Raw genomic sequence first — 25,826 nt, 5'->3', positions numbered from 1 at the left:
TTTAATGCATAAAATGCAAACACACCAAACTGAAAAAATTCACAACATATTGTTATAACAAGAGTTACAGGAAAAACCGTTAGTCGATCACAATTCATTTCCACTGATTAATCAATGATAATCGCCATAGTTATTGCACAATTTACTTTATGGTAAAAATAATATAATTCACAATACGCATATCTATGCATCAAATTATTATTACTCTATGTAAATCATGGTGTTACATTGCATTCATTATTTACCGCCGCCAACAAATAATTAACACTAAAGAATAATCTGACGTATAACTGCGTAGTAATTCAGGTTAAGAGTTTTTATTTTTGTTATTTCTCAGACCTCTGTCATATATTAATTAAGAAAAAACAAATAACCGATTGGATGTGAAACTCATCACATTTCCGACCGCTAAATAATTCAATGATGCCTCTCGAAAAATATCGGAACAATTATGACTGCGAGCATTTTCATTATTCGCAGCCACCCCCTTTTTATTCCTGAAATAGAGTGAAAGGTATCGTAATGGAAAAACATTATGTCGGTTCTGAAATCGGCCAACTACGCAGTGTGATGTTGCATCGCCCTAATCTCAGCCTGAAACGCCTCACGCCGTCTAACTGCCAGGAGCTGCTGTTTGATGACGTACTGTCAGTCGAACGCGCAGGTGAAGAGCATGATATTTTCGCCAACACGTTGCGCGAGCAGGGTATCGAAGTTCTGTTACTGACTGATTTACTGACACAAACGCTGGACATCGCGGATGCCAAAAGCTGGCTGCTGGAAACGCAAATCTCGGATTACCGCCTTGGCCCGACTTTCGCCACCGACATCCGCGCCTGGCTTGCCGATATGTCGCATCGGGAACTGGCCCGTCATTTAAGTGGCGGACTCACCTATGGTGAAATTCCCGCCTCAATTAAAAATATGGTGGTCGATACCCACGATATTAATGACTTTATTATGAAGCCATTGCCGAACCATTTATTTACCCGTGATACCTCCTGCTGGATATATAACGGCGTCTCTATTAACCCAATGGCTAAACCGGCTCGCCAGCGCGAAACCAATAATTTGCGAGCCATCTATCGTTGGCATCCACAATTTGCCGACGGCGATTTTATTAAATATTTCGGCGACGAGAATATCAATTACGACCATGCCACCTTAGAAGGCGGCGATGTGCTGGTGATCGGGCGCGGTGCCGTGCTGATCGGGATGTCTGAACGCACAACTCCGCAGGGGATCGAGTTTCTTGCCCAGTCGCTGTTTAAACATCGTCAGGCCGAACGGGTGATCGCCGTTGAGCTTCCCAAACACCGCTCTTGTATGCATCTCGATACCGTCATGACCCACATCGATATCGACACCTTCTCCGTTTACCCGGAAGTGGTGCGCCAGGACGTGCAGTGCTGGACCCTGACGCCAGACGGCCGCGGCGGCCTGAAGCGTACCGAAGAACGCACGCTGGTTAACGCCATTGAGAAAGCGCTCGGCATCGATCACGTGCGCTTAATTACCACCGGCGGCGACGCCTTTGAAGCCGAACGCGAACAGTGGAATGACGCCAACAACGTCCTCACGCTGCGCCCCGGCGTGGTCGTGGGCTACGAGCGCAACATCTGGACCAACGAGAAATACGACAAAGCCGGCATCACCGTGCTGCCTATCCCCGGCGACGAACTGGGGCGTGGACGCGGCGGCGCGCGCTGCATGAGTTGCCCACTGGAACGCGATGGCATTTAAGGAACCCACCATGCAAAACAAACCGACTCTGGTTGTCGCCCTGGGCGGCAATGCGTTGCTCAAGCGCGGCGAACCGCTGGAAGCCGATATCCAGCGCAAGAACATCATCCTGGCGGCGAAAACGATCGCCCAACTCACACAGCAGTGGCGGGTGGTGCTGGTTCACGGCAACGGGCCGCAGGTGGGCCTGCTGGCATTGCAAAACAGCGCCTATGACCGCGTCACCCCCTACCCGCTGGACATTCTCGGGGCGGAAAGCCAGGGGATGATCGGCTACATGTTGCAACAGGCGCTGAAGAATCAACTGCCGCAGCGGGAAATTAGCGTTCTGCTCACGCAGGTGGAAGTGGACGCAAACGATCCGGCCTTTCGCAACCCCACCAAGTATATCGGTCCGGTTTATGACCGCGCGCAGGCCGATGCGTTACAGACGGAAAAAGGCTGGGTTTTCAAAGCAGACGGCAAAGCCTTCCGCCGCGTAGTGCCCTCACCACAGCCGAAACGCATTGTTGAGAGTGACGCCATCCAGGCGCTGATCGCCCGCGATCACCTGGTCATCTGTAACGGTGGCGGCGGTGTGCCGGTCGTCGAGAAAGCGGACGGTTACCACGGCCTCGAAGCGGTGATCGACAAAGACCTCTCCGCCGCACTGCTCGCCAGCCAGATCCACGCCGACGCACTGCTGATCCTGACCGATGCCGACGCGGTGTATCTCGACTGGGGCAAACCCACCCAACGTCCGCTGGCGCAGGTAACCCCCGAGCTTTTGAGCGACATGGCGTTTGATGCCGGTTCGATGGGGCCAAAAGTCAGCGCCTGCGCCGACTTTGTCAGCCGCTGCCACGGCATTGCGGGCATCGGTTCGCTGGCCGATGGCCCGGCCATTCTCGCCGGAGATAAAGGCACCCTGATTCGGCGCGAAACCGCCGATGTTGACGCGTAAGGCTTTTTTGCCGGATGGCGGCCTCGCCTTATCCGGCCTACACCGATTCACGTCCGTAGGCCTGATAAGCGCAGCGTCATCAGGCAGTACATTTTAACAAGGATATATTGATGGCTATTTCACTGAAAAATCGCAATTTTTTGAAACTTCTCGACTTTACCCCGGCGGAGATCCAGTTCCTGATCGATCTGGCGATTGAACTGAAAGCGGCGAAGAAAGCCGGACGCGAAAAGCAAACGCTGACCGGGAAAAACATCGCGCTGATATTCGAAAAAACCTCTACCCGCACCCGCTGTGCCTTTGAAGTCGGGGCATTCGACCAGGGCGCGCAGGTCACTTACCTCGGCCCAAGCGGCTCGCAGATTGGGCATAAAGAGTCGATGAAAGATACCGCTCGTGTACTGGGCCGGATGTATGACGGCATCGAATACCGCGGGTTCGGCCAACCGATCGTTGAGGAACTGGGGCAATACGCTGGGGTGCCGGTGTGGAACGGCCTGACCGACGAATTCCATCCCACGCAGATCCTCGCGGATCTGATGACCATGCTGGAGCACGCGCCAGGGAAAACGCTGCCCGAACTGAGCTTCGCTTACCTTGGCGATGCGCGCAACAACATGGGCAATTCACTGATGGTTGGCGCTGCAAAGATGGGCATGGATATTCGCCTCGTCGCGCCAAAATCCTTCTGGCCAGATGAAGCACTGGTCGCCCAGTGCCGCGACATCGCCAGCACCACCGGGGCGCGCATTACGCTGACGGACGATGTGGAAGAAGGCGTCTATGACGTCGATTTTCTCTACACCGACGTCTGGGTCTCCATGGGTGAGCCGAAAGACGCCTGGGCAGAGCGCGTCAGCCTGATGACGCCGTACCAGATCAACCAAAAGGTTATCGACGCCACCGGCAATCCCGACGTGAAGTTCATGCACTGCCTGCCCGCCTTTCATAACGAACAGACCAAAGTGGGACGTGAAATCGAAGCGGCCTACGGCCTGAAAGGGCTGGAAGTCACGGAAGAGGTTTTCGAATCCGCTCACTCCATCGTGTTCGACGAAGCGGAAAACCGCATGCACACCATCAAAGCAGTGATGGTGGCGACGCTCGGCGACTAACCCACTCGGAAAGCGCCGTCCGGGACGGCGTCTTCCTCCACGGTAGCTACTGGACCGAACGAACCGGGCGCGGGTGCCCCCTGACCCGCGTCTCACGTAAGGAGACCCATTATGCGAAACCAGGATTTTCCATGCCTCTTCGTTAATCTTTCGGTCATTCGTGACAACACCCGCACGCTGATCGCGCTGTGCCGCCAGCACGGCGTAGAGCCTGTCGGCGTCAATAAGCTGAGCTGCGAAGCTGCGAATGTCGCCAGAGCCATGATTGATGCGGGTATCAGCACGATTGCGGATTCCCGGATCCAGAATCTCAAAAAAATAGCCGACCTGCCCGTCGACAAACTGCTGTTACGTCTGCCGCAGATAAGCCTGGCGCACGACATAGTCGCCTATGCGGATATCTCGCTGAATTCCGAAGAACATACGTTGCAGGCGCTCTCTGCGGCAGCTATCGCGCAGAACAAAACGCATCGGGTCATTTTGATGCATGACCTGGGCGATCTGCGCGAAGGCTGCGTGGATCCGCAGGAGACACGACGCCTTGCGCGCCTGGTGCACAGGGAACTGCCGGGACTAACGCTGGAAGGCCTTGGCGCCAATCTCGCCTGCTACGGCGGGGTGGAGCCGACTACCGAAAACCAGCAGGCGCTGGTCGATCTCGCCCATGAGATAGAAGACGAGCTGGGTATTGAACTGCGCACCATTTCCGGCGCCAGTTCCTCTGCCCTGTTCCTGCTGATCAACGGGGGACTACCGACGGGCGTTAACCAGTTGCGGCTTGGCGCATCGCTGATTATGGGATTCGGCCTGAATGACGAGCCGATCCCTGATACCCGCCAGGATGCCATCAAGCTCGGCGTGGAGATCATCGAGCTGAAAGATAAGCCCTCCGTTCCGCGACACTCCACGGCGCTGGATGCCATGGGGAGAAAGCCGGTATTCGAAGATCTTGGCGTACACCACCGGGCGCTCGCCGCCCTCGGCGAACAGGATGTCTCCTTCTCCCAGCTCCGGCCATTTGACCCCGGCGTCAAAGTGCTCGGCGCCAGTTCCGATCACCTGATCCTCGATGTCACCCACACCGCATCGGGATATCAGGTGGGCGACATCGTCTATTTCTCCCTGGGATACAGCGGCGTCTTGCAGTGCATGACCTCCGAATACGTCGGCAAACAATACAGCTACTTCTAAAAAATCACTCTCTGTCAGATTGAGGACTCTCTTCATGACTACTCTTGATACCAGCAAACCGGCTGCGGATGCTTCGGCCTCCCTGTCCGAAGGTAAGCTCAAACTCCCGGCGCTGACGGCGCTTGTGGTCAGTGCGCTGATCGCCGCCGGGGTATTTTCCCTGCCGCAGAACATGGCGGCCAAAGCAGGTGCAGGCGCGATCCTGATCGGCTGGGGGATCACCTTTATTGGGATGTTAACCCTCGCCTTTGTTTTCCAGACCCTGGCGCATCGTAAAAGCGACGTTGAAGGCGGTGTGTATGGCTATGCCCGCGCGGGCTTTGGCGAGTACATCGGTTTTAACTCCGCCTGGGGTTACTGGATCTCGGCATGGATCGGCAACGTTTCGTACTATGTGGTGATCTGCTCCGCCCTCGGCTCATTCAGCGCGCTCGGCTTCTTTGGCGATGGCACCACCCTTTCTGCATTGATTGTGGGTTCAATTCTGCTCTGGGGCCTGCATTTCCTGATCTGTCGCGGTGTGCAGGGTGCTGCCCTGCTCAATCTGATCGGCACGGTCGCGAAAGTGGTTCCTCTGATCATGTTTGTCGTACTGGTCAGCGTCGCCTTTCAGGTTCGCACCTTTAAGATCGAATTCTGGGGTAATGAACAGCTCGGCTCCGTTATGGACCAGGTGAAAAACATCATGCTGGTCACCACCTGGGTTTTCATCGGCATTGAAGGCGCGGCCATGTACTCGGGGCGGGCGATGAAAAAATCAGACGTGGGTAAAGCCACCATGATTGGATTTTTCATCTCGATCCTGCTGTTCGTCGCCGTTTCGGTTCTGTCGCTGGGCGTTCTTTCCCAGCCGGAGCTCGCGCAACTGAAGAACCCTTCTACCGCAGGCGTTCTGGCGGCGGCAGTAGGACCGTGGGGTGCCGCCCTGATGAATATCGGCCTTATCGTTTCCGTCGGTGCCGCGCTGCTGGCCTGGACGTTATTGTCTGCGGAAACGGCGTACATGGCCGGTAAAGACGGCACCATGCCTAAATTTTTGGGTAAGGAAAACGCCAACAAAGCGCCGGTCAACGCGCTGCTGCTGACCAATGGTCTGACGCAACTGTTCCTGATCATCGCCCATTTCCAACAGGCGGGTTATCTTGCGCTGCTGTTGCTTGCCACCTCAATGATCCTGATCCCCTATTTTCTCAGCGGTCTGTATGCCCTGAAAGTGGCGTGGCAGCGGGACGGTTACAACAGTGATGAACAGCGTTCCATTACCCGCGACATCATCATCGGCGCGCTGGCAACGCTCTATGGCGCCTGGCTGGTCTACGCCGCCGGGATGGAATATCTGTTGATGTCGATGATCCTCTACGCCCTTGGCATCATTTTTTATGTCTGGGCGCGGAAAGAGAAAAATGGAAGACTTTTCAATCCAATAGAGATCGTTCTGGCTATTATGGTGGTGGCGGCGGGGATCTACGCGGTTTACCTGTTGGCGACAGGCGTGCTCACGCTCAGTTGATGCACGTCAACACAGGGAAGACGAAGCGGCAAAACTCCGTCTTCCCTTAGACGACTAAGTGGAATATTTTCTCATGAAGATGCCATCCGTCAGGATGCTGAAGCGCGCTCCAGTAAAATTTCAATAAGCCGATCAAACACATCCCGGTTGAAATGGAGAACGTTTGCTTAGTGCGTCATCAATTAAAAATAGAAACATTGGGCAGATCTATTGGTTGTTATCTTCGGCTGATTACACTGGACTAACTGATGATGAAACTTTACCAACCCGCTTCAGAAAAAGAAGAACTGCAGCTCTCTGTTTGTCAGCGCCTGATTGGCGAAAAAAGTTATCTCTCGCAGGAGGAGATCCGCCGCGATCTGCAAAACTACGGCTTTGAAACCATCAGCCAGTCGACGGTTTCCCGCCTGCTGAAAATTCTTGGCGTCATAAAAATTAGAAATACGAAAGGACAAAAAATTTATTCCGTAAATCCGCAATTGCGCCCTGCCCCCGATGCCGCCCGTTCGATTGCTGAAATGGTGGTGAGCGTGGAGCACAACAGCGAATTTATCCTTATCCATACCGCCGCCGGTTATGGTCGCGCCGTTGCCAGGATCCTCGATTATCATGCCCTGCCGGAGATCCTGGGAGTGATCGCGGGTAGCAGTATTGTCTGGGTTGCCCCACGGGTTGTGCAGCGGACAGGCCTTGTCCACAAACAGATTAACTACTTACTAAAAATGAATTAATATTCATTAAAACCGTTTGCGTTGAATAAAAATGGCATTATTTGCTTGATCCGCAAACGGAGCTGAGTATAATCGCGGACAATTTGCCGGGAGGAAGTATGGTCCAGTGTGTACGACATTCTGTCTTACCGCGTCTGAAAACAGACGCTGGCCTGCCGTTTTTCTTTCCGTTGCTAACCTATTCCCAGCCCCTCAAATGAGGGGCTTTTTTTTTGCCCGGGCGTCAGGAGATAAACATGGCTAACCCGCTATATCAAAAACACATCATTTCCATAAACGACCTCAGTCGCGACGACCTCAATCTGGTGCTGGCGACCGCGGCGAAATTAAAAGCTAACCCACAACCGGAACTGCTCAAGCACAAGGTGATTGCCAGTTGCTTCTTTGAAGCCTCTACCCGTACCCGCTTGTCGTTTGAAACCTCAATGCACCGCCTGGGCGCCAGCGTGGTCGGCTTCTCCGACAGCGCCAACACGTCGCTGGGCAAGAAAGGCGAGACGCTGGCGGATACCATCTCGGTTATCAGCACCTACGTTGACGCGATCGTGATGCGCCACCCACAGGAAGGCGCGGCACGTCTGGCGACGGAATTCTCCGGCAAGGTGCCGGTACTGAACGCGGGCGACGGCTCGAACCAGCATCCGACCCAGACGCTGCTGGATCTGTTCACCATTCAGGAAACGCAGGGTCGTCTGAACAATCTGCATGTGGCGATGGTCGGCGACCTGAAATATGGCCGTACCGTACACTCGCTGACGCAGGCGCTGGCGAAGTTTGACGGCAACCGCTTCTACTTCATCGCCCCGGATGCGCTGGCGATGCCGCAGTACATTCTCGATATGCTCGACGATAAAGGCATTGCCTGGAGCCTGCACTCCTCTATCGAAGAGGTGATGGCGGAGGTGGACATTCTGTACATGACCCGCGTGCAGAAAGAACGTCTGGACCCTTCAGAATACGCCAACGTGAAGGCCCAGTTTGTTCTGCGCGCCAGCGACCTGGCGGGTGCACGGGAAAACATGAAGGTACTGCATCCGCTGCCGCGTATTGATGAAATCGCCACGGACGTGGATAAAACGCCACACGCCTGGTATTTCCAGCAGGCAGGCAACGGGATTTTCGCGCGCCAGGCGTTACTGGCACTGGTTCTGACTAGCGATCTGGCACTGTAAGGGGAGATAACGAGATGACACACGATAATAAACTGCAGGTTGAAGCGATCAAATGCGGCACCGTAATCGACCATATTCCCGCGCAGGTTGGCTTTAAATTGCTGACCCTGTTTAAGTTGACCGAAACCGATCAGCGCATCACCATCGGTCTTAACCTGCCTTCTGGTGAAATGGGGCGTAAAGACCTGATAAAAATCGAGAATACCTTCCTGACCGCCGAACAGGTTAACCAACTGTCACTGTACGCGCCGCAGGCCACCGTTAACCGTATCGACAACTACGAAGTGGTAGGGAAATCTCGCCCAAGCCTGCCGGATCGCATCGACAGCGTGCTGGTCTGCCCGAACAGTAACTGCATCAGCCACGCCGAGCCGGTTTCATCCAGCTTCGCAGTGAAAAAACGCGTAGATGACATTGCTCTCAAATGCAAATACTGTGAAAAAGAGTTTTCTCATTATGTGGTGCTGGCCAACTAATTGGGGTTGGTTATAAATTCCTGGCTACCTATAATACCTGGGAAAATTCTTTTACCGCTGTACTTCAGGAGAAATCATGAGCAAAACTATCGCGACGGAAAATGCACCCGCAGCAATCGGTCCATATGTTCAGGGCGTTGATCTGGGCAGCATGATCATCACTTCCGGTCAGATCCCGGTTGATCCGAAAACCGGCAGCGTGGCGGACGACGTCTCTGCACAGGCGCGTCAGTCACTGGAAAACGTGAAAGCTATCGTTGAAGCCGCTGGCCTGAAAGTGGGCGACATCGTGAAAACGACCGTGTTTGTCAAAGATCTGAACGATTTCGCGACCGTCAACGCCACCTACGAAGCGTTCTTCACCGAGCACAACGCCACCTTCCCGGCACGTTCCTGCGTGGAAGTCGCGCGTCTGCCAAAAGACGTGAAGATCGAGATCGAAGCGATCGCCGTTCGTCGCTAAGCGATAAACAAAAATCCGGGCATAAATGCCCGGATTTTTGTCACTGCCGTCCCCTCACATCACGCCAAAGAATTTCGGCAGGAACAGCGAAATCGCCGGGATATAGGTCACCAGCATCAGCACCAGGAAAAGCACCGCATAGAACGGTAGCATCGCCTTCACCACCTGCTCTATCTTCTGTTTACTCACCGCACTGGCGACAAACAGCACCGAGCCCACCGGCGGCGTGATCAGGCCAATCCCCAGGTTCACCAGCATAATCATCCCGAAGTGTACCGGATCAATGCCGAGAGCGTTGGTGACCGGCAGCAGCACGGGCGTCAGGATCAGGATCAGCGGCGCCATGTCCATCAGCGTACCGATCAGCAGCAGCATGATGTTAATGCACATCAGGATGACATACTTGTTATCCGAGATGCTGGTGAAGGCTTCGGTAATGCGCATCGGCAACTGCATGTACGTCATAATGGCGCCAAATGCCGCGGCGAAACCAATCAGGATCATCACGATGGTTACGGTCTTCACCGTGCGATACATCAGCTTCGGCAGTTCAGACCATTTGTAGTCGCGGTAGATAAACATGGTCACGAAGAACGCCCACAGGCAGGCGATCGCCGCCGATTCCGTTGCGGTAAAGATACCGGAAAGGATCCCGCCCATGATGATGACGACCGTCATCAGTCCCCACAGCGTATCGAGAAAGATCTTCAGCGCCTGTCGGAACGGTACGCGCTCCCCTTTCGGGTAGCCGCGCTTATGGGCAAAGCCCACGCACATCACCATCAGGGCAAAGCTCAGCAACAGCCCCGGCAGGATCCCGGCAATGAACAGCGCGGCAATCGACACCGTACCGCCCGTCGCCAGCGAGTAGATAACCGAGTTATGGCTGGGCGGCGTCAGGATTGCCTGCACCGAACCGCTGGCGGTAACCGCTGCGGCGAAGTCGCGCGGATACCCTTTCTTATCCATTTCAGGGATCATCACCGAACCGATGGACGCGGTATCCGCCACCGACGATCCTGAGATCGCGCCAAAGAAGGTCGACGCCACAATGTTCACCAGCGACAGACCGCCACGGATGAAGCCAACAAAGATGTAGGCGAAGTTCACTAACCGCCGCGCGATCCCCCCTTCCGCCATAATCGCACCGGCCAGAATAAAGAATGGGATCGCCAGCAGCGAGAATTTGTTCACGCCGTTGGTCAACTGGATCATCACCGCTTCCAGCGGGATATCGATATACCACGCCCCGACGATCGCGCTGATCCCCACCGCGTACGCCACCGGCACCCCAATCGCCAGCATGATGCCGAGCGTAAAAACGAGAATAAATGCATCCATTTGCTTTCCCCTATGAAGTCGGTTCGGTCATCAACTGGTTGAACCCAGCATGACGACGGGACGTTGATACTGATCGCCACGACAGATCTTTTCGATGATGAAAAGCAGCGTGATCGCAGAACCGATAGGGAGCGGAAGATAGTTTTCCCCGGCAGTCAAAATGGGAAATTCCGCCACGGGTTGTTGCCACAACTCGTAACAGAGCGTCGAACCGTACCAAAGAATAAAAATACTGATCGCCAGCAGCATCAGATCGGCACCGATAAAGCAGATCCGGCGTCCCATTTCGCCAAGACGATCGGTCACCATGCTGACAGCAATATGCGAACCCGCACGGTAACTGACCGCCGCACCGACAAAGGTGAATGTCACCATGCATAATATGGCGACCGGTTCAGGCCAGGACAGCGCGCTATTCATCACATAGCGCGCGAATATTCCTACAGGAATAACCGCGACCATTACCAATAAAGCCAGCCCGGCAATCCACATTGAAATTCGATACAGCACATCCATTACCGATGAATAACATTCACCCATAATCATCACCTCGAACGAATAACCGATTCAGGCGGATGACCTCCGTCACCCGCCTGATGAATTACTTCACATCCTGAATTCGCTTGATCAAATCCTGGTGGTCTTTACCATATTGCTCCCGGACGGGCTGTGTGGCTTTATAGAAATAGTTCGTATCGATATCATGAAAATTCACACCATTCGCTTTCATCGTTTCCAGCGATTTCGCGTTATATGCTTCCCAGAGTTGGCGCTGCTCCATTTGTGCTTCTCTCGCCAGTTTAATAATTAAATCCTGATCTTCTTTTTTCAACTTATCCCACTTGGCTTTTGAAAACAGGAACAGCTCAGGAATAATGAAATGCTTACTCCAGGTGTAATTTTTGGCAACCGGCAGATAGTTATGCGCGACAAAGGTTGGTGGGTTATTTTCTGTGCCATCAATGACCCCGGTCTGCATCCCGCTGAACACCTCGCTGGTCCCCATGGCGATCGCATTCGCGCCCATCGCTTTTAAGGTATCGAGCGATACCGGGCTGGTCTGAACGCGGATTTTCATCCCCTTCAGGTCTTCCGGTTTCACGACCGGATCCTTGGTAATCAGGTTACGCGTACCTGCATCCATCCAGCCAAGAAACACCAGTCGGGACTGGCTGTTGGCGGTGAGTCTGTCGCCAATTTCCTGACCAATCGCCCCGTCCAGCACTTTGTGCAGGTGATCTTCATCACGGAAGATATAGGGCAGCGTAAAGACGTTAATCTCTGGCAATATGGCGGCAACCGGAGACATCGACACGCGGATAATATCAATCGCGCCCAGTTGCGCCTGTTCAATCATCTGCTTTTCATCGCCCAGCACACCGCCCGGGAAGGTTTTAATATCCAGACGCCCGTCGGTAGCGGCGCTGAGTTTTTCACCCATATGCTTCACAGCGACCACGTTCGGATAATCCGCCGGATGGACATCTGCCGCACGCAACGTTTGTGCAGACGCCGCCTGAGCGGCCAGCAGCAAGGCAGACCCCATACACAGGTTCAACAAGGTTTTGGTCAGTTTCATTTTTCCATCTCCAGAGGTTTATAATTTTCATAAATACAAACGACTTGCAGGATAGAGGGCCGCCTTAATTAAAAGGGACAGTAAGGAATGACATTGCCCACGCAGACGAGTCGGTGTAACAAATTATTACGATGATTATGTTCATAAAATGACGCAGGATGGAATTTTTTTTAGCACGCTGTTTCATTTTTGCAATGAAGGTCTTTTTCCTGGAAAAAAGATGTTCTGAAGAGGGCTTAAATTGTGATCAACCACACCACTTTTGTTTTTCAAAAAAAATAAAACACGACGGAGGGAAAGAATATATTCTTGCACGGTAAAAAAAAGAGAATGGCTGCCGAAGCAGCCATTATTTTTGTTTACTGCCAGCCGTAGCGGCGGCTATAGAAGCCTTTCACCAGTTGCGTTAACGTCATATAACCCACCAGGATCGCCACCAGCCAGGGGAAATAACTGAGCGGTAACGCCTGCAATTGCAGATAACCTGCCAGCGGCGAAAATGGCAGCGCAATTCCCACGACCATCACCACCAGCGTCATCAACAGCAGCGGCCAGGCAGCGCGACTTTGAATGAATGGCACACGGCGCGTACGAATCATATGCACAATCAGCGTTTGCGACAGCAGTCCCACCACAAACCAGCCTGACTGGAACAGCGTTTGCGCTTCCGGCACGTTGGCGTGGAATACCCACCACATCAGGCAAAACGTCAGAATGTCGAAGATGGAGCTGATCGGGCCAAAGAAGAGCATGAAGCGACCCAAATCCGCCGGATTCCAGCGCTGTGGTTTCTGGATCTGCTCATCGTCAACGTTATCAAACGGGATCGCCACCTGGGAGACATCGTACAGCAGGTTCTGAATCAGCAAGTGTAGCGGCAGCATAGGCAAGAACGGCAAAAAGGCGCTCGCCACCAGCACGCTAAAGACGTTGCCAAAGTTAGAACTGGCGGTCATCTTGATGTACTTCAGCATATTGGAGAACGTACGGCGCCCTTCAATCACTCCTTCTTCCAGTACCATCAGGCTCTTTTCCAGCAGGATGATATCGGCCGCTTCACGGGCGATATCGACCGCACCGTCAACCGAGATGCCGATATCCGCCGCACGCAGCGCTGGCGCGTCGTTGATGCCGTCGCCCATAAAACCCACCACGTGCCCTTCGCGTTTGAGCAACCGGACAATCCGTTCTTTATGCATCGGCGTCAGGCGTGCAAACAGCGTGGTACGCTGGGCCAATGCGGCGAGCGCATCGTCACTCATGCTTTCAATCTCGTTTCCGACAATCACCTCTCCGGCGTCCAGGCCCACCTCACGGCACACCTTCGCAGCCACCAGTTCGCTGTCGCCAGTCAGGATCTTCACGGTGATACCACTGGCGTTAAGCGCCTTCAGGGCGGGGGCGGTAGTTTCCTTCGGCGGATCGAGGAAGGCAATGTAGCCTTCAAGGATCAGATCGGCTTCATCAATGCGCTGATAATCTCCTTCCCGTGCCGGCAAATATTTCGTTGCCACGGCAACGACGCGCAGCCCCTGACGGTTCAACGTGTCGGTCACGCGTTTCACCCGGCGCAGCATGTTGTCATCCAGCGGGACAATTTCGCCGTTATGACGCACCTGCGTACAGACGCTGAGGATCTCCTGCAACGCGCCTTTACACACCAGTTGATGTACCTCCGTCTCTTCTGCTACCACCACCGACATCCGACGGCGCTCAAAATCAAACGGGATCTCATCAATTTTCTGCCAGCGGGTAGACAACGCGCGCGCGGCCCCTTCATCAACACCTTCCAGCACGGCGGTATCCAGCAGGTTTTTCAGCCCGGTCTGGTAATGGCTGTTCAGCCACGCGGCATGCAGGACGCGTTCACTGGGCTTGCCGGAGATATCCGTATGATTCTCCAGCACTATTTTGTCCTGGGTCAGCGTGCCGGTTTTATCGGTACACAGAACGTCCATCGCGCCGAAGTTCTGAATCGCATCCAGATGCTTGACGATCACTTTTTGCTTCGACAGTTTCACCGCGCCGCGCGCCAGCGTCGAGGTGACAATCATCGGCAACATTTCCGGCGTCAGTCCCACGGCGACAGAGAGCGCAAACAGCGCCGCTTCCCACCAGTCGCCTTTGGTATAACCATTAATGAGCAATACCACCGGCGCCATCACCAGCATAAAGCGAATCAACAACATACTGACGCGGCTGATCCCTTTCTGAAAGGCGTTCTGCTCGCTTTCCTGTTCGCTGACGCGCCCTGCCAGTTGACCAAACCAGGTATGGGCGCCGGTGGCGATCACCATCGCCTGCGCCGTGCCGCTCACCACGTTGGTCCCCATAAAGCAGAGGGTGTCGCACTCAAGCGGGTTGCTTTGAGCGACGTCGCGAGTGCGCGCCACTTTCTCCACCGGCAACGATTCGCCGGTTAGCGACGCCTGGGCGACAAACAGATCCCGCGCCTGAATCACCCGCAGATCGGCCGGGATCATATCCCCCGCCGACAGCTTGATGATGTCACCTGGCACCAGTTGATCGATAGGCAGCTCAACCCAGCCGTTTTCCCCTTTATCATTGATGACCCGCAGCACCGTCGCGGTATTGCTGACCATCGCTTTCAGCGCATCTGCCGCTTTGGTGGAACGCGCTTCCTGGACAAAGTTAAGCAGCGTGGAGATTGCCACCATCAGGGCGATCACCCCGGCGGCGAATAGATCCTCGGTGGCATACGAGATAGCCCCCAGAAGGGTCAGTAAGATATTGAACGGATTACGATAACAGACCCACAGATGCTTCCACCACGGCGACGGTTTCTGGGTGGGCAGAAGGTTTTCTCCGTGTTGTTCGCGGGCGGCGTTCACCTCAGTCGCAGTGAGTCCTTCCGGATGCGCATTAAACGTCTTCCACAACGTCTTTTCATCCATCACGGCCACTTTCAGGCAGTGTTCACTCAGTGAAGACGGAATCGGGGTGCTGGCAATTGACTGTGCATTCGGTAACGGATCGCGATGCACCAGGCGATCGGGCAGATGGCGGCCAAGCCGGGCAAACAGCTGGCGAGTGATATTTTTAAACATAGGCAGTCCCTCCGCGCCAACAAGACGGGCGCAGAAATATCCTTCAGGCGTGGCAAAGCCTTACCTGACAGGTAACATGATTTTCTTAACAGGGACGTTAACGCGTCACTGTCTTACATCACCGGTAAGACAGCGAAGGGCAGACTTACCGGAAAGCGCGTGTTCTCCATGTCGGGAGAGGGGTGGGATCGGGATCCATAAAGCCTCCGGTAAGTGAATGATTTAGCCCGCAGATTATAAGTTGTAGATCATAATATTTGTGGCATCTATGGCGTTATAATAACCCCCGGCAATTAAACAAAACGTATACACAAAATCATTCGGGTGCATCCTGAGGCAAGTGAATGAACGACGCCAGGACTGAGGCAGCGTGAAGGATGACGTGTATAAACCAGACTTTGCCCATTGAGGTTTCTACGAGTAAAGTTACCCTCTTATCATCTTTTGCAGCGTACCACGGGAAAACAGGATGCAAAATCGGCTGACTATCAAAGACATCGCCCGCTTAAGCGGTGTGGGGAAATCCACCGTTTCCCGTGTGCTGAACAACGAAAGTGGCGTCAGTGAACGGACTCGCGAGCGTGTCGAAGCCGTGATGAATCAGCACGGATTTTCCCCTTCTCGTTCTGCCCGCGCCATGCGTGGTCAAAGCGATAAAGTGGTCGCCATCATTGTGACTCGTCTCGATTCACTGTCGGAAAATCTTGCCGTACAGACGATGCTGCCGGTGTTTTATGAGCAGGGTTACGATCCTATTATGATGGAAAGCCAGTTTTCCCCGGAGAAAGTGGAAGAGCACCTGGGAATGCTGAAACGCCGCAACATCGACGGCGTGGTGCTGTTTGGCTTTACCGGCATCACCGACGCGATGATCGCCCCGTGGCAGGCATCACTGGTATTGCTGGCTCGTGATGCAAAAGGCTTTGCTTCCGTCTGCTACGACGACGACGGGGCGATTAAAATCCTGATGCAGCGCCTGTACGATCAGGGACATCGCAACATCAGTTTCCTCGGCGTTCCGCACAGTGACGTCACCACCGGACAGCGCCGCCATGACGCCTATCTCGCCTTTTGCAAACAACATAAGTTACATCCCGTTGCTGCCCTGCCAGGTCTGGCGATGAAGCAAGGCTATGAGCATGCCGCGAGCGTCATTACGCCGGACACTTCCGCGCTGGTATGCGCCACGGATACCCTCGCGCTCGGCGCCAGTAAGTATTTGCAGGAACAGCGAGTCGATAACCTGCAACTGGCGAGCGTTGGTAATACGCCGCTGATGAAATTCCTGCATCCGGAGATCGTCACGGTCGATCCCGGTTATGCCGAAGCCGGGCGCCAGGCGGCTGCCCAACTGGTAGAGCAGATCAACGGACGCAGCGATCTGCGCCAGATAGTCATTCCTTCCACCCTTTCCTGAATCATTGCTGATCGCTTTCTGAACGATAATTTGTGATCTTCGCTGCGTTTCGGGAACGTTCCCATTTTTAATTTTTTATCCCGGATATACTCTGAGCCCATCGCATAACAACCCCCTTTTCACAGTCATCGCCACGAGGCTTCATGATGAGCAAAGTTAAACAAGCGGATATTGACCGGCTGATAGCGCTGGTAGGCGGGCGAGAGAATATCGCCACAGTGAGTCACTGTATTACGCGCCTGCGCTTTGTGCTGAATCAGCCAGCAAACGCCAGACCGAAGGAAATCGAAGAGTTGCCGATGGTCAAAGGCTGCTTTACCAACGCCGGTCAGTTCCAGGTGGTGATTGGCACCGAGGTCGGCGATTACTACAAGGCGCTGCTGGCGACCACCGGACAGGCGCACGCCGATAAAGAGCAGGCGAAAAAAGCGGCTCGCCAGAACATGAAATGGCATGAACAGCTCATTTCCCACTTCGCTGAAATCTTCTTCCCGCTGCTGCCGGCGCTGATCAGCGGGGGCTTGATTTTAGGTTTTCGTAACGTCATTGGCGACCTGCCGATGAGCAACGGCCAGACGCTGGCGCAGATGTATCCGGCGCTGAAAACGATTTATGACTTCCTGTGGCTAATTGGCGAAGCCATCTTCTTCTATCTGCCGGTGGGCATCTGCTGGTCAGCGGTGAAAAAAATGGGCGGCACGCCGATCCTCGGCATCGTGCTTGGCGTCACGCTGGTATCGCCACAGTTGATGAACGCGTATCTGCTGGGGCAACAGGTACCGGAGGTGTGGAACTTCGGCCTGTTCACCATCGCGAAAGTGGGCTATCAGGCACAGGTCATTCCGGCACTGCTGGCCGGTCTGGCGCTGGGCATGATTGAAACGCGCCTGAAACGCATGGTGCCGGATTACCTCTACCTCGTTGTGGTGCCGGTCTGTTCATTGATCCTCGCGGTCTTCCTCGCTCATGCGCTGATCGGCCCGTTTGGCCGCTTGATTGGCGACGGCGTGGCGTTTGCGGTTCGCCATCTGATGACCGGCAGCTTCGCCCCGATTGGCGCGGCGCTGTTCGGCTTCCTGTACGCCCCGTTGGTGATTACCGGCGTGCATCAGACCACGCTCGCCATTGATATGCAGATGATCCAGAGCATGGGGGGAACCCCGGTATGGCCGCTGATTGCCCTTTCCAACATCGCGCAGGCTTCTGCGGTGGTGGGCATTATTATCGCCAGCCGTAAACAGAACGAACGCGAGATCTCCGTTCCTGCCGCGATCTCCGCCTATCTGGGGGTCACCGAGCCGGCAATGTACGGTATCAACCTGAAATACCGCTTCCCGATGCTCTGCGCGATGATCGGCTCCGGCCTTGCCGGGCTGCTCTGTGGTCTGTACGGGGTGATGGCCAACGGCATCGGCGTCGGCGGCTTACCGGGCATCCTCTCCATCCAACCGACTTACTGGCAGGTTTACGCCGTCGCGATGGCGATCGCCATTGTCATCCCGATCGTGCTGACCTCCGTGGTCTACCAGCGTAAATACCGTCAGGGCACGTTACAGATTGTCTGATTTTATTCGGGGCGCACTTGCGCCCCTCGCATAACCAGGAAATGACTATGAATACCCTTCCCCACTGGTGGCAAAACGGCGTCATCTACCAGATTTATCCCAGGAGCTTTCAGGATACGACCGGCAGCGGCACTGGCGATTTACGTGGCGTGACCCAGCGCCTCGACTATCTGCATAAACTGGGCGTGGATGCCATCTGGCTGACGCCGTTCTATATCTCGCCGCAGGTGGATAATGGCTACGATGTCGCCAACTACACGGCAATCGATCCCGCCTACGGTACGCTGGATGATTTCGACGAACTGGTCGCCCAGGCAAAAGCGCGCGGTATCCGCATCATTCTCGATATGGTGTTTAATCACACCTCCACGCAGCACGCCTGGTTTCGTGAGGCGCTCGACAAGGACAGCCCGTATCGCGAGTTTTACATCTGGCGCGACGGCACGCCCGATACGCTCCCCAACAACTGGCGTTCTAAGTTTGGCGGCAACGCCTGGCAATGGCATGCGCAGAGCGAACAGTATTACCTGCACCTCTTCGCCCCGGAACAGGCGGACCTGAACTGGGAAAACCCTGCCGTTCGCGCCGAGCTGAAAAAAGTCTGCGAATTCTGGGCCGATCGCGGCGTGGATGGCCTGCGCCTGGACGTCGTCAATCTGATTTCTAAAGATCAGAGCTTCCCCAACGACCTTGACGGAGACGGTCGCCGCTTTTACACCGATGGGCCGCGGGCGCATGAATTTCTGCATGAGATGAACCGTGACGTCTTTACGCCGCGCAAGCTGATGACGGTCGGCGAGATGTCCTCCACCACGCTGGAACATTGCCAGCGCTATGCCGCGCTGGACGGTAGCGAACTGTCGATGACCTTCAATTTTCATCACCTGAAGGTTGATTATCCTGATGGAGAGAAATGGACACTGGCGAAGCCCGATTTTGTCGCGTTGAAAACCCTGTTCCGCCACTGGCAGCAAGGGATGCATAACGTCGCATGGAATGCGCTGTTCTGGTGTAACCACGATCAGCCGCGCATCGTGTCACGTTTCGGCGACGAAGGTGAATATCGGGTGCCAGCGGCAAAAATGCTGGCGATGGTGCTGCACGGCATGCAGGGGACGCCGTATATCTACCAGGGTGAAGAGATCGGCATGACCAATCCGCACTTCACCCGAATCACCGACTACCGTGATGTGGAAAGCCATAACATGTTCGCTGAGTTGCGGGCTGAAGGTCGTGATGCCAATGAGCTTCTGGCAATCCTGGCCAGTAAATCCCGCGACAACAGTCGTACGCCAATGCAATGGGATGGCCGAAAAAACGCAGGTTTCAGCCAGGGCGAACCGTGGATCCCTCTGTGCGATAACTACGCGGACATCAACGTGGAGCGCGCGCTCGGCGATAACGCGTCAGTGTTTTACACCTACCAACGGCTGATTGCGTTACGCAAATCTGAACCGGTACTCGCCTGGGGCGACTATCAGGATCTGTTGCCGGACAGCCCGTATCTCTGGTGCTATCGCCGCGAATGGCAGGGGCAAACGCTGCTGGTCATTGCCAACCTGAGCGGTGAATGTCAGGCCTGGCGACCGGAATCGTGCCGGGGTAGCTGGCAGGTACTGATGCACAACTATGATGAAGTTTCACCACAGCCGACGGCAATGACGCTGCGTCCTTTCGAAGCCATCTGGTGGCTTCAGAAGTAACCGGCTGACCCCCTCATGCCCGGAGAAGGACGTCTTTCCGGGCAGAATTCCTGGTTTGCCTTAGCTAACTGTTTTTGCTGAATAAATAATCAGATTTTTCTCTATCACAATTTACAATCGCTATAACGCGCGCCAACTGTACGCTCTGCTTTTTACCTTGCGCTATATCAAAAAAATCGCAAACACTTTTGATGCAAATCACTATATATAGAACTTAGAATGCAATCCGCCCCAACATGTTGTATTAATCAACTACATTTACAACAACGATGATGTCCACAGTCAGGGTGACATTGTGGATAACATGGGACTGGATTGCGGGAAGTGATTGGATAGAGAGATGAATAATCATATCAATGCTTCCCGAGCCTCTGTGGATAACCTGTTCTTACAAATTATGGAGTGATCATGACACCGCATGTGATGAAACGAGATGGCTGTAAAGTGCCGTTTAAATCAGAGCGCATCAAAGAAGCCATTCTGCGTGCAGCTAAAGCAGCGGGAGTCGATGACGCAGATTACTGCGCCACCGTCGCAGAAGTCGTAAGCAGCCAGATGGATGCGCGTAGCCAGGTCGATATTAATGAGATCCAGACCGCGGTTGAGAACCAACTGATGTCGGGTCCTTACAAGCAACTCGCGCGCGCCTACATTGAATATCGTCATGACCGTGATATTCAGCGTGAGAAACGCGGTCGCCTGAACCAGGAAATTCGCGGCCTGGTGGAGCAAACCAACTCTGCGTTGCTCAATGAGAACGCCAACAAAGACAGTAAAGTCATCCCGACCCAGCGCGACCTGCTGGCCGGTATCGTGGCCAAACACTACGCTCGTCAGCATCTGCTGCCGCGTGATGTGGTGCAGGCGCACGAGCGCGGTGACATTCACTATCACGATCTCGACTATTCCCCGTTCTTCCCGATGTTCAACTGTATGTTGATCGATCTGAAAGGGATGCTGACGCAGGGCTTTAAGATGGGGAATGCGGAGATCGAACCGCCAAAATCGATCTCTACCGCCACCGCCGTGACCGCGCAAATCATCGCTCAGGTTGCCAGCCATATTTACGGCGGCACCACCATTAACCGTATTGATGAAGTGCTCGCGCCGTTCGTGACCGCCAGCTTCAAAAAGCACCGTAAAACGGCGGAAGAGTGGCAAATTCCGGATGCCGACGGCTACGCGCATTCCCGTACCGAGAAAGAGTGCTACGACGCATTCCAGTCTCTGGAGTATGAGGTCAATACGCTGCATACCGCCAACGGCCAGACGCCGTTCGTCACCTTTGGTTTCGGTCTGGGCACCAGTTGGGAATCGCGCCTGATTCAGCAGTCCATTCTGCGTAACCGTATCGCTGGTCTGGGTAAAAATCGCAAAACCGCCGTGTTCCCGAAACTGGTGTTTGCAATTCGTGACGGCCTGAACCACAAGTTTGGCGACCCGAACTACGACATCAAACAACTGGCGCTGGAGTGTGCCAGCAAACGTATGTATCCGGACATCCTGAACTACGATCAGGTGGTGAAAGTCACCGGTTCGTTCAAAACCCCGATGGGCTGCCGCAGCTTCCTCGGCGTGTGGGAAAACGAAAAGGGCGAACAGGTTCACGATGGGCGTAATAACCTCGGCGTGATCAGCCTCAACCTGCCGCGAATCGCACTGGAAGCGGGTGGTGATGAGCAGACGTTCTGGAAGTTGCTGGACGATCGTTTGACGCTGGCGCGTAAAGCGCTGATGACCCGTATCGCCCGTCTGGAAGGCGTTAAAGCCCGCGTCGCACCGATCCTGTATATGGAAGGGGCCTGTGGCGTACGTCTGAAAGCCGATGATGACATTGCGGAAATCTTTAAAAACGGTCGCGCATCGATTTCACTAGGCTACATCGGTATCCACGAAACCATCAACGCCCTGTTTGGCGATACGCATCTGTATGACAGCGACGTACTGCGCGCGAAAGCTGTTGCCATTGTTGAGCATCTGCGTCAGGCCGTCGATAAGTGGAAGGAAGAGACGGGCTACGGTTTCAGCCTGTACAGCACGCCGAGTGAAAACCTGTGTGACCGCTTCTGCCGTCTGGATACCGCCGAGTTTGGCGTTGTGCCGGGCGTCACCGATAAAGGCTACTACACCAACAGTTTCCACCTCGACGTAGAGAAGAAGGTGAATCCGTACGACAAAATCGATTTCGAAGCGCCTTACCCGCCGCTGGCGAGCGGTGGCTTCATTTGCTACGGCGAGTACCCGAACATCCAGCACAACCTGAAAGCGCTGGAAGACGTCTGGGATTACAGCTATCAGCATGTGCCGTATTACGGCACCAACACACCAATCGATGAATGCTACGAGTGCGGCTTTACCGGCGAGTTCGAGTGCACCAGTAAAGGCTTCACCTGTCCGAAGTGCGGTAACCACGACGCCGCACGCGTGTCGGTTACCCGCCGCGTATGTGGTTATTTAGGTAGCCCGGACGCGCGTCCGTTTAACGCCGGTAAACAGGAAGAAGTGAAGCGTCGCGTTAAGCATTTAGGAAATGGACAGATCGGGTAATTTTCGTTTGCAAAGGCCGTAGGCCTGATAAGACGCAATCGCGTCGCCATCAGGTATCACAATGTTGCCGGATGGCGGTGCAAGCACCTTATCCGGCCTACTACCGCTCGCTATAGTTCCAATGTCGTGGTTTTCCTCTAAGCAGTTGGTGTTGTAGCAAGGCGGCAAACGAACGAATCCAGGGGAGCTTACATAAGTAAGTGACCCGGGAGAGTGAGAGCGGCCAGCACCGCTACAGCGCCAAATGCAACGAGGAAAAATGAATTACCATCAATATTATCCTGTCGACATCGTTAATGGCCCCGGAACTCGCTGCACCCTGTTTGTTTCAGGGTGCGTGCACGAATGTCCTGGCTGCTACAACAAAAGCACCTGGCGACTCAATTCAGGCCAACCGTTCACGAAAGAAATGGAAGACCAGATCATTAACGATCTGAACGATACACGGATCCACCGCCAGGGGATCTCCCTTTCCGGCGGCGATCCGCTTCATCCGCAGAACGTACCGGATATTCTGAAACTGGTGCAACGCATTCACGCTGAATGTGCGGGCAAAGATATCTGGGTGTGGACCGGCTATAAGCTAGATGAACTCAATGCCGCGCAAATGCAGGTTGTGGATCTCATCAACGTGCTGGTCGACGGTAAGTATGTGCAGGATCTGAAAGACCCGGCGCTGATCTGGCGCGGCAGCAGCAACCAGGTTGTGCACCATTTGCGGTAACGTCCCCGTCAAAGCCGTTTGTCAGCTTCCTGATAAACGGCCGATTTTTCCCGTTTACCGATTACCGATCGCAATCACCAATACCAGAATCTGTGCGTCCTTCACCTGATAAACCAGCCTGAAGCCTGACGCCTTGAGTTTTATCTTGTAGCAATCAGGAAAGTCATGAAGCCGGGCGGAGGGGAGCCGTGGATGTAAAAGCACCTCAGCCAGTTTCTTCCTGAACTGGTTTTTCACCGTTTCACCCAACTTTTGCCATTCCTTCAGCGCTCGCGGATCAAACGCCAGTTCATAGCGCATCCAGTCTGACCTTAATGGCCTCTTGCGGATCGGCCAGTCGCTCCCTGACAGTACGCAATAACGCTTCTTCGCTATCACTGACAGTGAGTGTCTTTATCGGCATGCGTCCATTTTCAGCCACATACTGAAACAGCAGTCTTACCGCTTCAGTAGGCGTAATATTGAGTTTTTCCAGCACGGCATACGCCTCGTTTTTGAGTTTGTCATCCAGACGGACGTTAAGTGTGGCCATTATGCCTCCAGAGAAAAAAGAAATGTAATGCATTATAGCATTACATCTGCATTACATTCATATCTGGATAATGGCTCTCAAAAACGACTCACGCACTCCATCGCTACCGCTTTAAACTCGGCGAAGTTTTGGCTACCGCACAGTCGCGTCATCGCGCGTTCACGCAGGAAAGTGACGAAGATATCGTAGATAGCCATTGCCTCTTCGTACTCGCTTTTACTGATCGCGAGTAAAAAGATCACGTGTGCGGTTTCGTCACCCCAGGCGATGCCCTGTGGGGCGAGCACCGTATAGACCACCGTTTTTTTCGCCAGCAGTCCGAGGGCGTGCGGCAGCGCAATGCTGTCACCGAGCATTGTGCTGACGATCGCCTCACGCTCGACCACCGAGTCGAGGAATTCCGCATCGACAAACCCTTCACTCTGCAACTGATCGCACAAGGTTTTAAACAGCGTCTGCTGGTCCATTTCGCCGTCGATAATACGAAAATGCGCGGCATCAAAGTATTTGTTCAGCATCCACGGACGGGTTCTGTCCACCAGCACCAATTTACCAATCTGTTCCAGCTGATAATCGGTGGGGAACGGGGCTATTTGCACGACCGGTTTGTCTTTCTCACCGATCCGCGCAGTGGCGATCACAAAGTCCTCCGCGATACTCTCGCGCTGTTCATAATCGCGCAGCGTCAGCGTATGCACAATTTCAATCTGCGGATATTTACGCGCCAGTACCGCTTCAATCATCCGCACCATCGCATTTCCCGCGTCACAAACCAGCAGGACTTTTGGCTGCCGTTGGTAACCGATGTTGTAACTACGTTCAAGCCCAACGCCGATGTGCAACACCAGAAAGCCGATCTCATTTTCGCTGATGGCGTAAGGGGTGTATTTGCCCCAACTGGAAACCGCCGCCAGGGTCATATCCCATGCCATTGGATAGTGCTGCTTGATGTTCTCCAGCAGCGGGTTCGGGATCATTATCTGATAGCGCACCCGGGTGATCATCGTTTTGATGTGAGTGAGTAAATCCGCATGAAGCTGTTTATCATTCAACAGGTTATAGTTGTACTGGCTGTTGATAAACCGCAGGATGTAATTGACCAGCGCTTCCTCGTCGTCGGCATTGATCGCGCTGGGGGCAATCTCCTGCACCTGCCGCGCCGCGATATGCACCTTCAGCCAGTTCTCTTCTGACACCGAAAGCGGATGATTTGCCAGATGCTGCACCACAGCAGCAATCTCACGCGCCGCCAGGCACACGTTCTCTTCCACCTCTTCGGTGGTGAACTCCGACAGCGGATACCCTTCGCTGATGCGGCGTACCGCGACCGCGCAGTACAGACGCAAAAACAGCTCGCCTTCGTCGGTAAGGCGAATATGGAAGCGGTTGAAGATCTCCTCAAGGAGAGGTTGAAGCTGCGACGGCACACCGGCATACAGCGCCTCTTCGGTCACCAGCGGATTAGCAGGATCCTGCTGCGCCAGGGTCCAGAGCAGATCGGTCAGACAGGCGCGGATCGCCATCTCGCTGCCGAACAGTTTCATACCGTGGCGCGGGCGCGTTTCCAGCGTCAGATGATAGCGTTGCAGCCATTCGCGCACTTCCGCCATGTCGTTCTGTAACGTCGCCCGACTGACAAACCATTCATCAGCTAAATCTTCGAGTTTGAGAGAAAAGGCGGATGTCAGAAAGCGCACCATCAGATAGTGCACGCGTTCATGACTGGTTCGCGGAATTCGCAGCGCGCTGGGCTGCTGCGATTGCAGGGACTGATAGCTTGCCGGGTCATCGATCCTGAGCTGATAACCGTTGCCCCGGCTGAGGATAAACTGCGCGCCGTGCTGAGTCAGCAGGGCGTTGAGCGCAGTAATATCGGCACGAACAGTACGTGTGGAAACCGACAACCGCTGCGCCAGCTCATCCTGTGGCAGCGTCTCGTTTTGCAACATAGTAAACAGTTGCGCCAAACGTTGGTTGGGGAATCGCACATCACTCTCCTCGTTTTT

The 25,826-nt window shown here is 54.3% G+C and carries 20 protein-coding genes and 2 pseudogenes; 15 read left to right on the top strand and 7 right to left on the bottom strand.

Features of this window, described 5'->3' with window-relative positions:
* The first annotated feature begins 522 nt into the window (after positions 1-522).
* The 10 genes and pseudogenes from arcA (at position 523) to ridA (ending at position 9,344) form a co-directional block, all read left to right on the top strand.
* Positions 523-1,743 (top strand): arginine deiminase, encoded by a 1,221-nt coding sequence (arcA, locus tag F384_RS24530; protein WP_046495638.1) that lies wholly within the window; start codon positions 523-525, stop codon positions 1,741-1,743.
* Positions 1,744-1,753: 10 nt separating this feature from the next.
* Positions 1,754-2,686, top strand: coding sequence for a carbamate kinase (gene arcC, locus F384_RS24525; protein WP_046495634.1), 933 nt, complete (start codon positions 1,754-1,756; stop codon positions 2,684-2,686).
* A gap of 110 nt (positions 2,687-2,796) precedes the next feature.
* Complete coding sequence (gene argF / locus F384_RS24520; protein ID WP_046495628.1) at positions 2,797-3,801, top strand: ornithine carbamoyltransferase; 1,005 nt, start codon at positions 2,797-2,799, stop codon at positions 3,799-3,801.
* A gap of 111 nt (positions 3,802-3,912) precedes the next feature.
* Positions 3,913-4,992 carry an alanine/ornithine racemase family PLP-dependent enzyme gene (locus F384_RS24515; protein WP_046495625.1) on the top strand — a complete coding sequence of 360 codons (1,080 nt, stop codon included), beginning with the start codon at positions 3,913-3,915 and terminating at the stop codon, positions 4,990-4,992.
* 34 nt (positions 4,993-5,026) lie between these two features.
* Entirely contained in the window at positions 5,027-6,502 is a 1,476-nt protein-coding gene (gene arcD / locus F384_RS24510) for an arginine-ornithine antiporter (RefSeq protein ID WP_046495621.1), read from the top strand.
* A 251-nt stretch (positions 6,503-6,753) separates the two neighbouring features.
* Positions 6,754-7,233: an arginine repressor gene (locus tag F384_RS24505; RefSeq protein WP_042322699.1), complete on the top strand. Its 480-nt coding sequence runs from the start codon at positions 6,754-6,756 to the stop codon at positions 7,231-7,233.
* Positions 7,234-7,331: 98 nt separating this feature from the next.
* Positions 7,332-7,467: pseudogene (pyrL, locus tag F384_RS30835) on the top strand (pyr operon leader peptide).
* 2 nt (positions 7,468-7,469) lie between these two features.
* Positions 7,470-8,405, top strand: a complete 936-nt coding sequence (gene pyrB / locus F384_RS24500) for an aspartate carbamoyltransferase (protein ID WP_046495619.1) — start codon at positions 7,470-7,472, stop codon at positions 8,403-8,405.
* 14 nt (positions 8,406-8,419) lie between these two features.
* Complete coding sequence (gene pyrI / locus F384_RS24495; RefSeq protein WP_046495617.1) at positions 8,420-8,881, top strand: aspartate carbamoyltransferase regulatory subunit; 462 nt, start codon at positions 8,420-8,422, stop codon at positions 8,879-8,881.
* A 76-nt stretch (positions 8,882-8,957) separates the two neighbouring features.
* On the top strand, positions 8,958-9,344 hold the full coding sequence (gene ridA / locus F384_RS24490; protein ID WP_046495614.1) for a 2-iminobutanoate/2-iminopropanoate deaminase: 387 nt from the start codon (positions 8,958-8,960) through the stop codon (positions 9,342-9,344).
* Between the two features lie 54 nt (positions 9,345-9,398).
* On the opposite strand, the gene F384_RS24485 is transcribed toward ridA, so the two are convergent.
* The 4 genes from F384_RS24485 to mgtA all read right to left on the bottom strand — a co-directional run bounded on the left by F384_RS24485 (position 9,399) and on the right by mgtA (position 15,332).
* A complete protein-coding gene (locus F384_RS24485; protein WP_046495611.1) occupies positions 9,399-10,685 on the bottom strand; it encodes a TRAP transporter large permease in 1,287 nt (428 codons plus the stop codon).
* Between the two features lie 30 nt (positions 10,686-10,715).
* Positions 10,716-11,225, bottom strand: coding sequence for a TRAP transporter small permease (locus F384_RS24480; RefSeq protein WP_046498595.1), 510 nt, complete (start codon positions 11,223-11,225; stop codon positions 10,716-10,718).
* Between the two features lie 61 nt (positions 11,226-11,286).
* Complete coding sequence (locus tag F384_RS24475; RefSeq protein WP_046495608.1) at positions 11,287-12,264, bottom strand: TRAP transporter substrate-binding protein; 978 nt, start codon at positions 12,262-12,264, stop codon at positions 11,287-11,289.
* A 359-nt stretch (positions 12,265-12,623) separates the two neighbouring features.
* Complete coding sequence (mgtA, locus tag F384_RS24470; protein ID WP_046495603.1) at positions 12,624-15,332, bottom strand: magnesium-translocating P-type ATPase; 2,709 nt, start codon at positions 15,330-15,332, stop codon at positions 12,624-12,626.
* Between the two features lie 469 nt (positions 15,333-15,801).
* Here mgtA and treR point away from each other — a divergent pair, with 469 nt between their 5' ends.
* From treR to nrdG, 5 genes are all read left to right on the top strand, one after another.
* Complete coding sequence (gene treR / locus F384_RS24465) at positions 15,802-16,749, top strand: trehalose operon repressor TreR (protein ID WP_046495598.1); 948 nt, start codon at positions 15,802-15,804, stop codon at positions 16,747-16,749.
* A 146-nt stretch (positions 16,750-16,895) separates the two neighbouring features.
* On the top strand, positions 16,896-18,314 hold the full coding sequence (treB, locus tag F384_RS24460; protein WP_046495595.1) for a PTS trehalose transporter subunit IIBC: 1,419 nt from the start codon (positions 16,896-16,898) through the stop codon (positions 18,312-18,314).
* A 47-nt stretch (positions 18,315-18,361) separates the two neighbouring features.
* A complete protein-coding gene (gene treC, locus F384_RS24455) occupies positions 18,362-20,017 on the top strand; it encodes an alpha,alpha-phosphotrehalase (protein ID WP_046495591.1) in 1,656 nt (551 codons plus the stop codon).
* A gap of 408 nt (positions 20,018-20,425) precedes the next feature.
* Positions 20,426-22,564 (top strand): anaerobic ribonucleoside-triphosphate reductase, encoded by a 2,139-nt coding sequence (gene nrdD, locus F384_RS24450; RefSeq protein ID WP_046495588.1) that lies wholly within the window; start codon positions 20,426-20,428, stop codon positions 22,562-22,564.
* Between the two features lie 259 nt (positions 22,565-22,823).
* Positions 22,824-23,288 (top strand): anaerobic ribonucleoside-triphosphate reductase-activating protein, encoded by a 465-nt coding sequence (gene nrdG / locus F384_RS24445; RefSeq protein WP_046495584.1) that lies wholly within the window; start codon positions 22,824-22,826, stop codon positions 23,286-23,288.
* Between the two features lie 8 nt (positions 23,289-23,296).
* Here nrdG and F384_RS24440 read toward each other — a convergent pair.
* The 3 genes and pseudogenes from F384_RS24440 to F384_RS24430 form a co-directional block, all read right to left on the bottom strand.
* Positions 23,297-23,588: pseudogene (locus tag F384_RS24440) on the bottom strand (type II toxin-antitoxin system RelE family toxin).
* A complete protein-coding gene (locus F384_RS24435; RefSeq protein WP_046495578.1) occupies positions 23,578-23,820 on the bottom strand; it encodes a type II toxin-antitoxin system RelB/DinJ family antitoxin in 243 nt (80 codons plus the stop codon). Before F384_RS24435 ends, F384_RS24440 begins: the two are co-directional and overlap by 11 nt.
* 77 nt (positions 23,821-23,897) lie before the next feature.
* Entirely contained in the window at positions 23,898-25,808 is a 1,911-nt protein-coding gene (locus tag F384_RS24430) for a BglG family transcription antiterminator (RefSeq protein ID WP_046495572.1), read from the bottom strand.
* Positions 25,809-25,826: the final 18 nt, after the last annotated feature.

It is taken from the genome of Citrobacter amalonaticus Y19, from assembly GCF_000981805.1.
Lineage (GTDB): Bacteria > Pseudomonadota > Gammaproteobacteria > Enterobacterales > Enterobacteriaceae > Citrobacter_A > Citrobacter_A amalonaticus_C.
The sequence above is the reverse complement of the archived record's forward strand: the minus strand, read 5'-3'. Positions and strand labels throughout refer to the sequence as shown.

Excerpts from the sequence above, each read along its gene's own strand:
- arcA (WP_046495638.1), top strand. The coding sequence starts at position 523 with ATGGAAAAACATTATGTCGGTTCTGAAATCGGCCAACTACGCAGTGTG.
- arcD (WP_046495621.1), top strand. The coding sequence starts at position 5,027 with ATGACTACTCTTGATACCAGCAAACCGGCTGCGGATGCTTCGGCCTCC.
- F384_RS24485 (WP_046495611.1), bottom strand. The coding sequence starts at position 10,685 with ATGGATGCATTTATTCTCGTTTTTACGCTCGGCATCATGCTGGCGATT.
- F384_RS24505 (WP_042322699.1), top strand. The coding sequence starts at position 6,754 with ATGAAACTTTACCAACCCGCTTCAGAAAAAGAAGAACTGCAGCTCTCT.
- F384_RS24480 (WP_046498595.1), bottom strand. The coding sequence starts at position 11,225 with ATGGGTGAATGTTATTCATCGGTAATGGATGTGCTGTATCGAATTTCA.
- pyrB (WP_046495619.1), top strand. The coding sequence starts at position 7,470 with ATGGCTAACCCGCTATATCAAAAACACATCATTTCCATAAACGACCTC.
- treC (WP_046495591.1), top strand. The coding sequence starts at position 18,362 with ATGAATACCCTTCCCCACTGGTGGCAAAACGGCGTCATCTACCAGATT.
- F384_RS24475 (WP_046495608.1), bottom strand. The coding sequence starts at position 12,264 with ATGAAACTGACCAAAACCTTGTTGAACCTGTGTATGGGGTCTGCCTTG.
- F384_RS24435 (WP_046495578.1), bottom strand. The coding sequence starts at position 23,820 with ATGGCCACACTTAACGTCCGTCTGGATGACAAACTCAAAAACGAGGCG.
- nrdG (WP_046495584.1), top strand. The coding sequence starts at position 22,824 with ATGAATTACCATCAATATTATCCTGTCGACATCGTTAATGGCCCCGGA.
- arcC (WP_046495634.1), top strand. The coding sequence starts at position 1,754 with ATGCAAAACAAACCGACTCTGGTTGTCGCCCTGGGCGGCAATGCGTTG.
- pyrI (WP_046495617.1), top strand. The coding sequence starts at position 8,420 with ATGACACACGATAATAAACTGCAGGTTGAAGCGATCAAATGCGGCACC.
- argF (WP_046495628.1), top strand. The coding sequence starts at position 2,797 with ATGGCTATTTCACTGAAAAATCGCAATTTTTTGAAACTTCTCGACTTT.
- treR (WP_046495598.1), top strand. The coding sequence starts at position 15,802 with ATGCAAAATCGGCTGACTATCAAAGACATCGCCCGCTTAAGCGGTGTG.
- F384_RS24515 (WP_046495625.1), top strand. The coding sequence starts at position 3,913 with ATGCGAAACCAGGATTTTCCATGCCTCTTCGTTAATCTTTCGGTCATT.
- nrdD (WP_046495588.1), top strand. The coding sequence starts at position 20,426 with ATGACACCGCATGTGATGAAACGAGATGGCTGTAAAGTGCCGTTTAAA.
- mgtA (WP_046495603.1), bottom strand. The coding sequence starts at position 15,332 with ATGTTTAAAAATATCACTCGCCAGCTGTTTGCCCGGCTTGGCCGCCAT.
- ridA (WP_046495614.1), top strand. The coding sequence starts at position 8,958 with ATGAGCAAAACTATCGCGACGGAAAATGCACCCGCAGCAATCGGTCCA.
- treB (WP_046495595.1), top strand. The coding sequence starts at position 16,896 with ATGAGCAAAGTTAAACAAGCGGATATTGACCGGCTGATAGCGCTGGTA.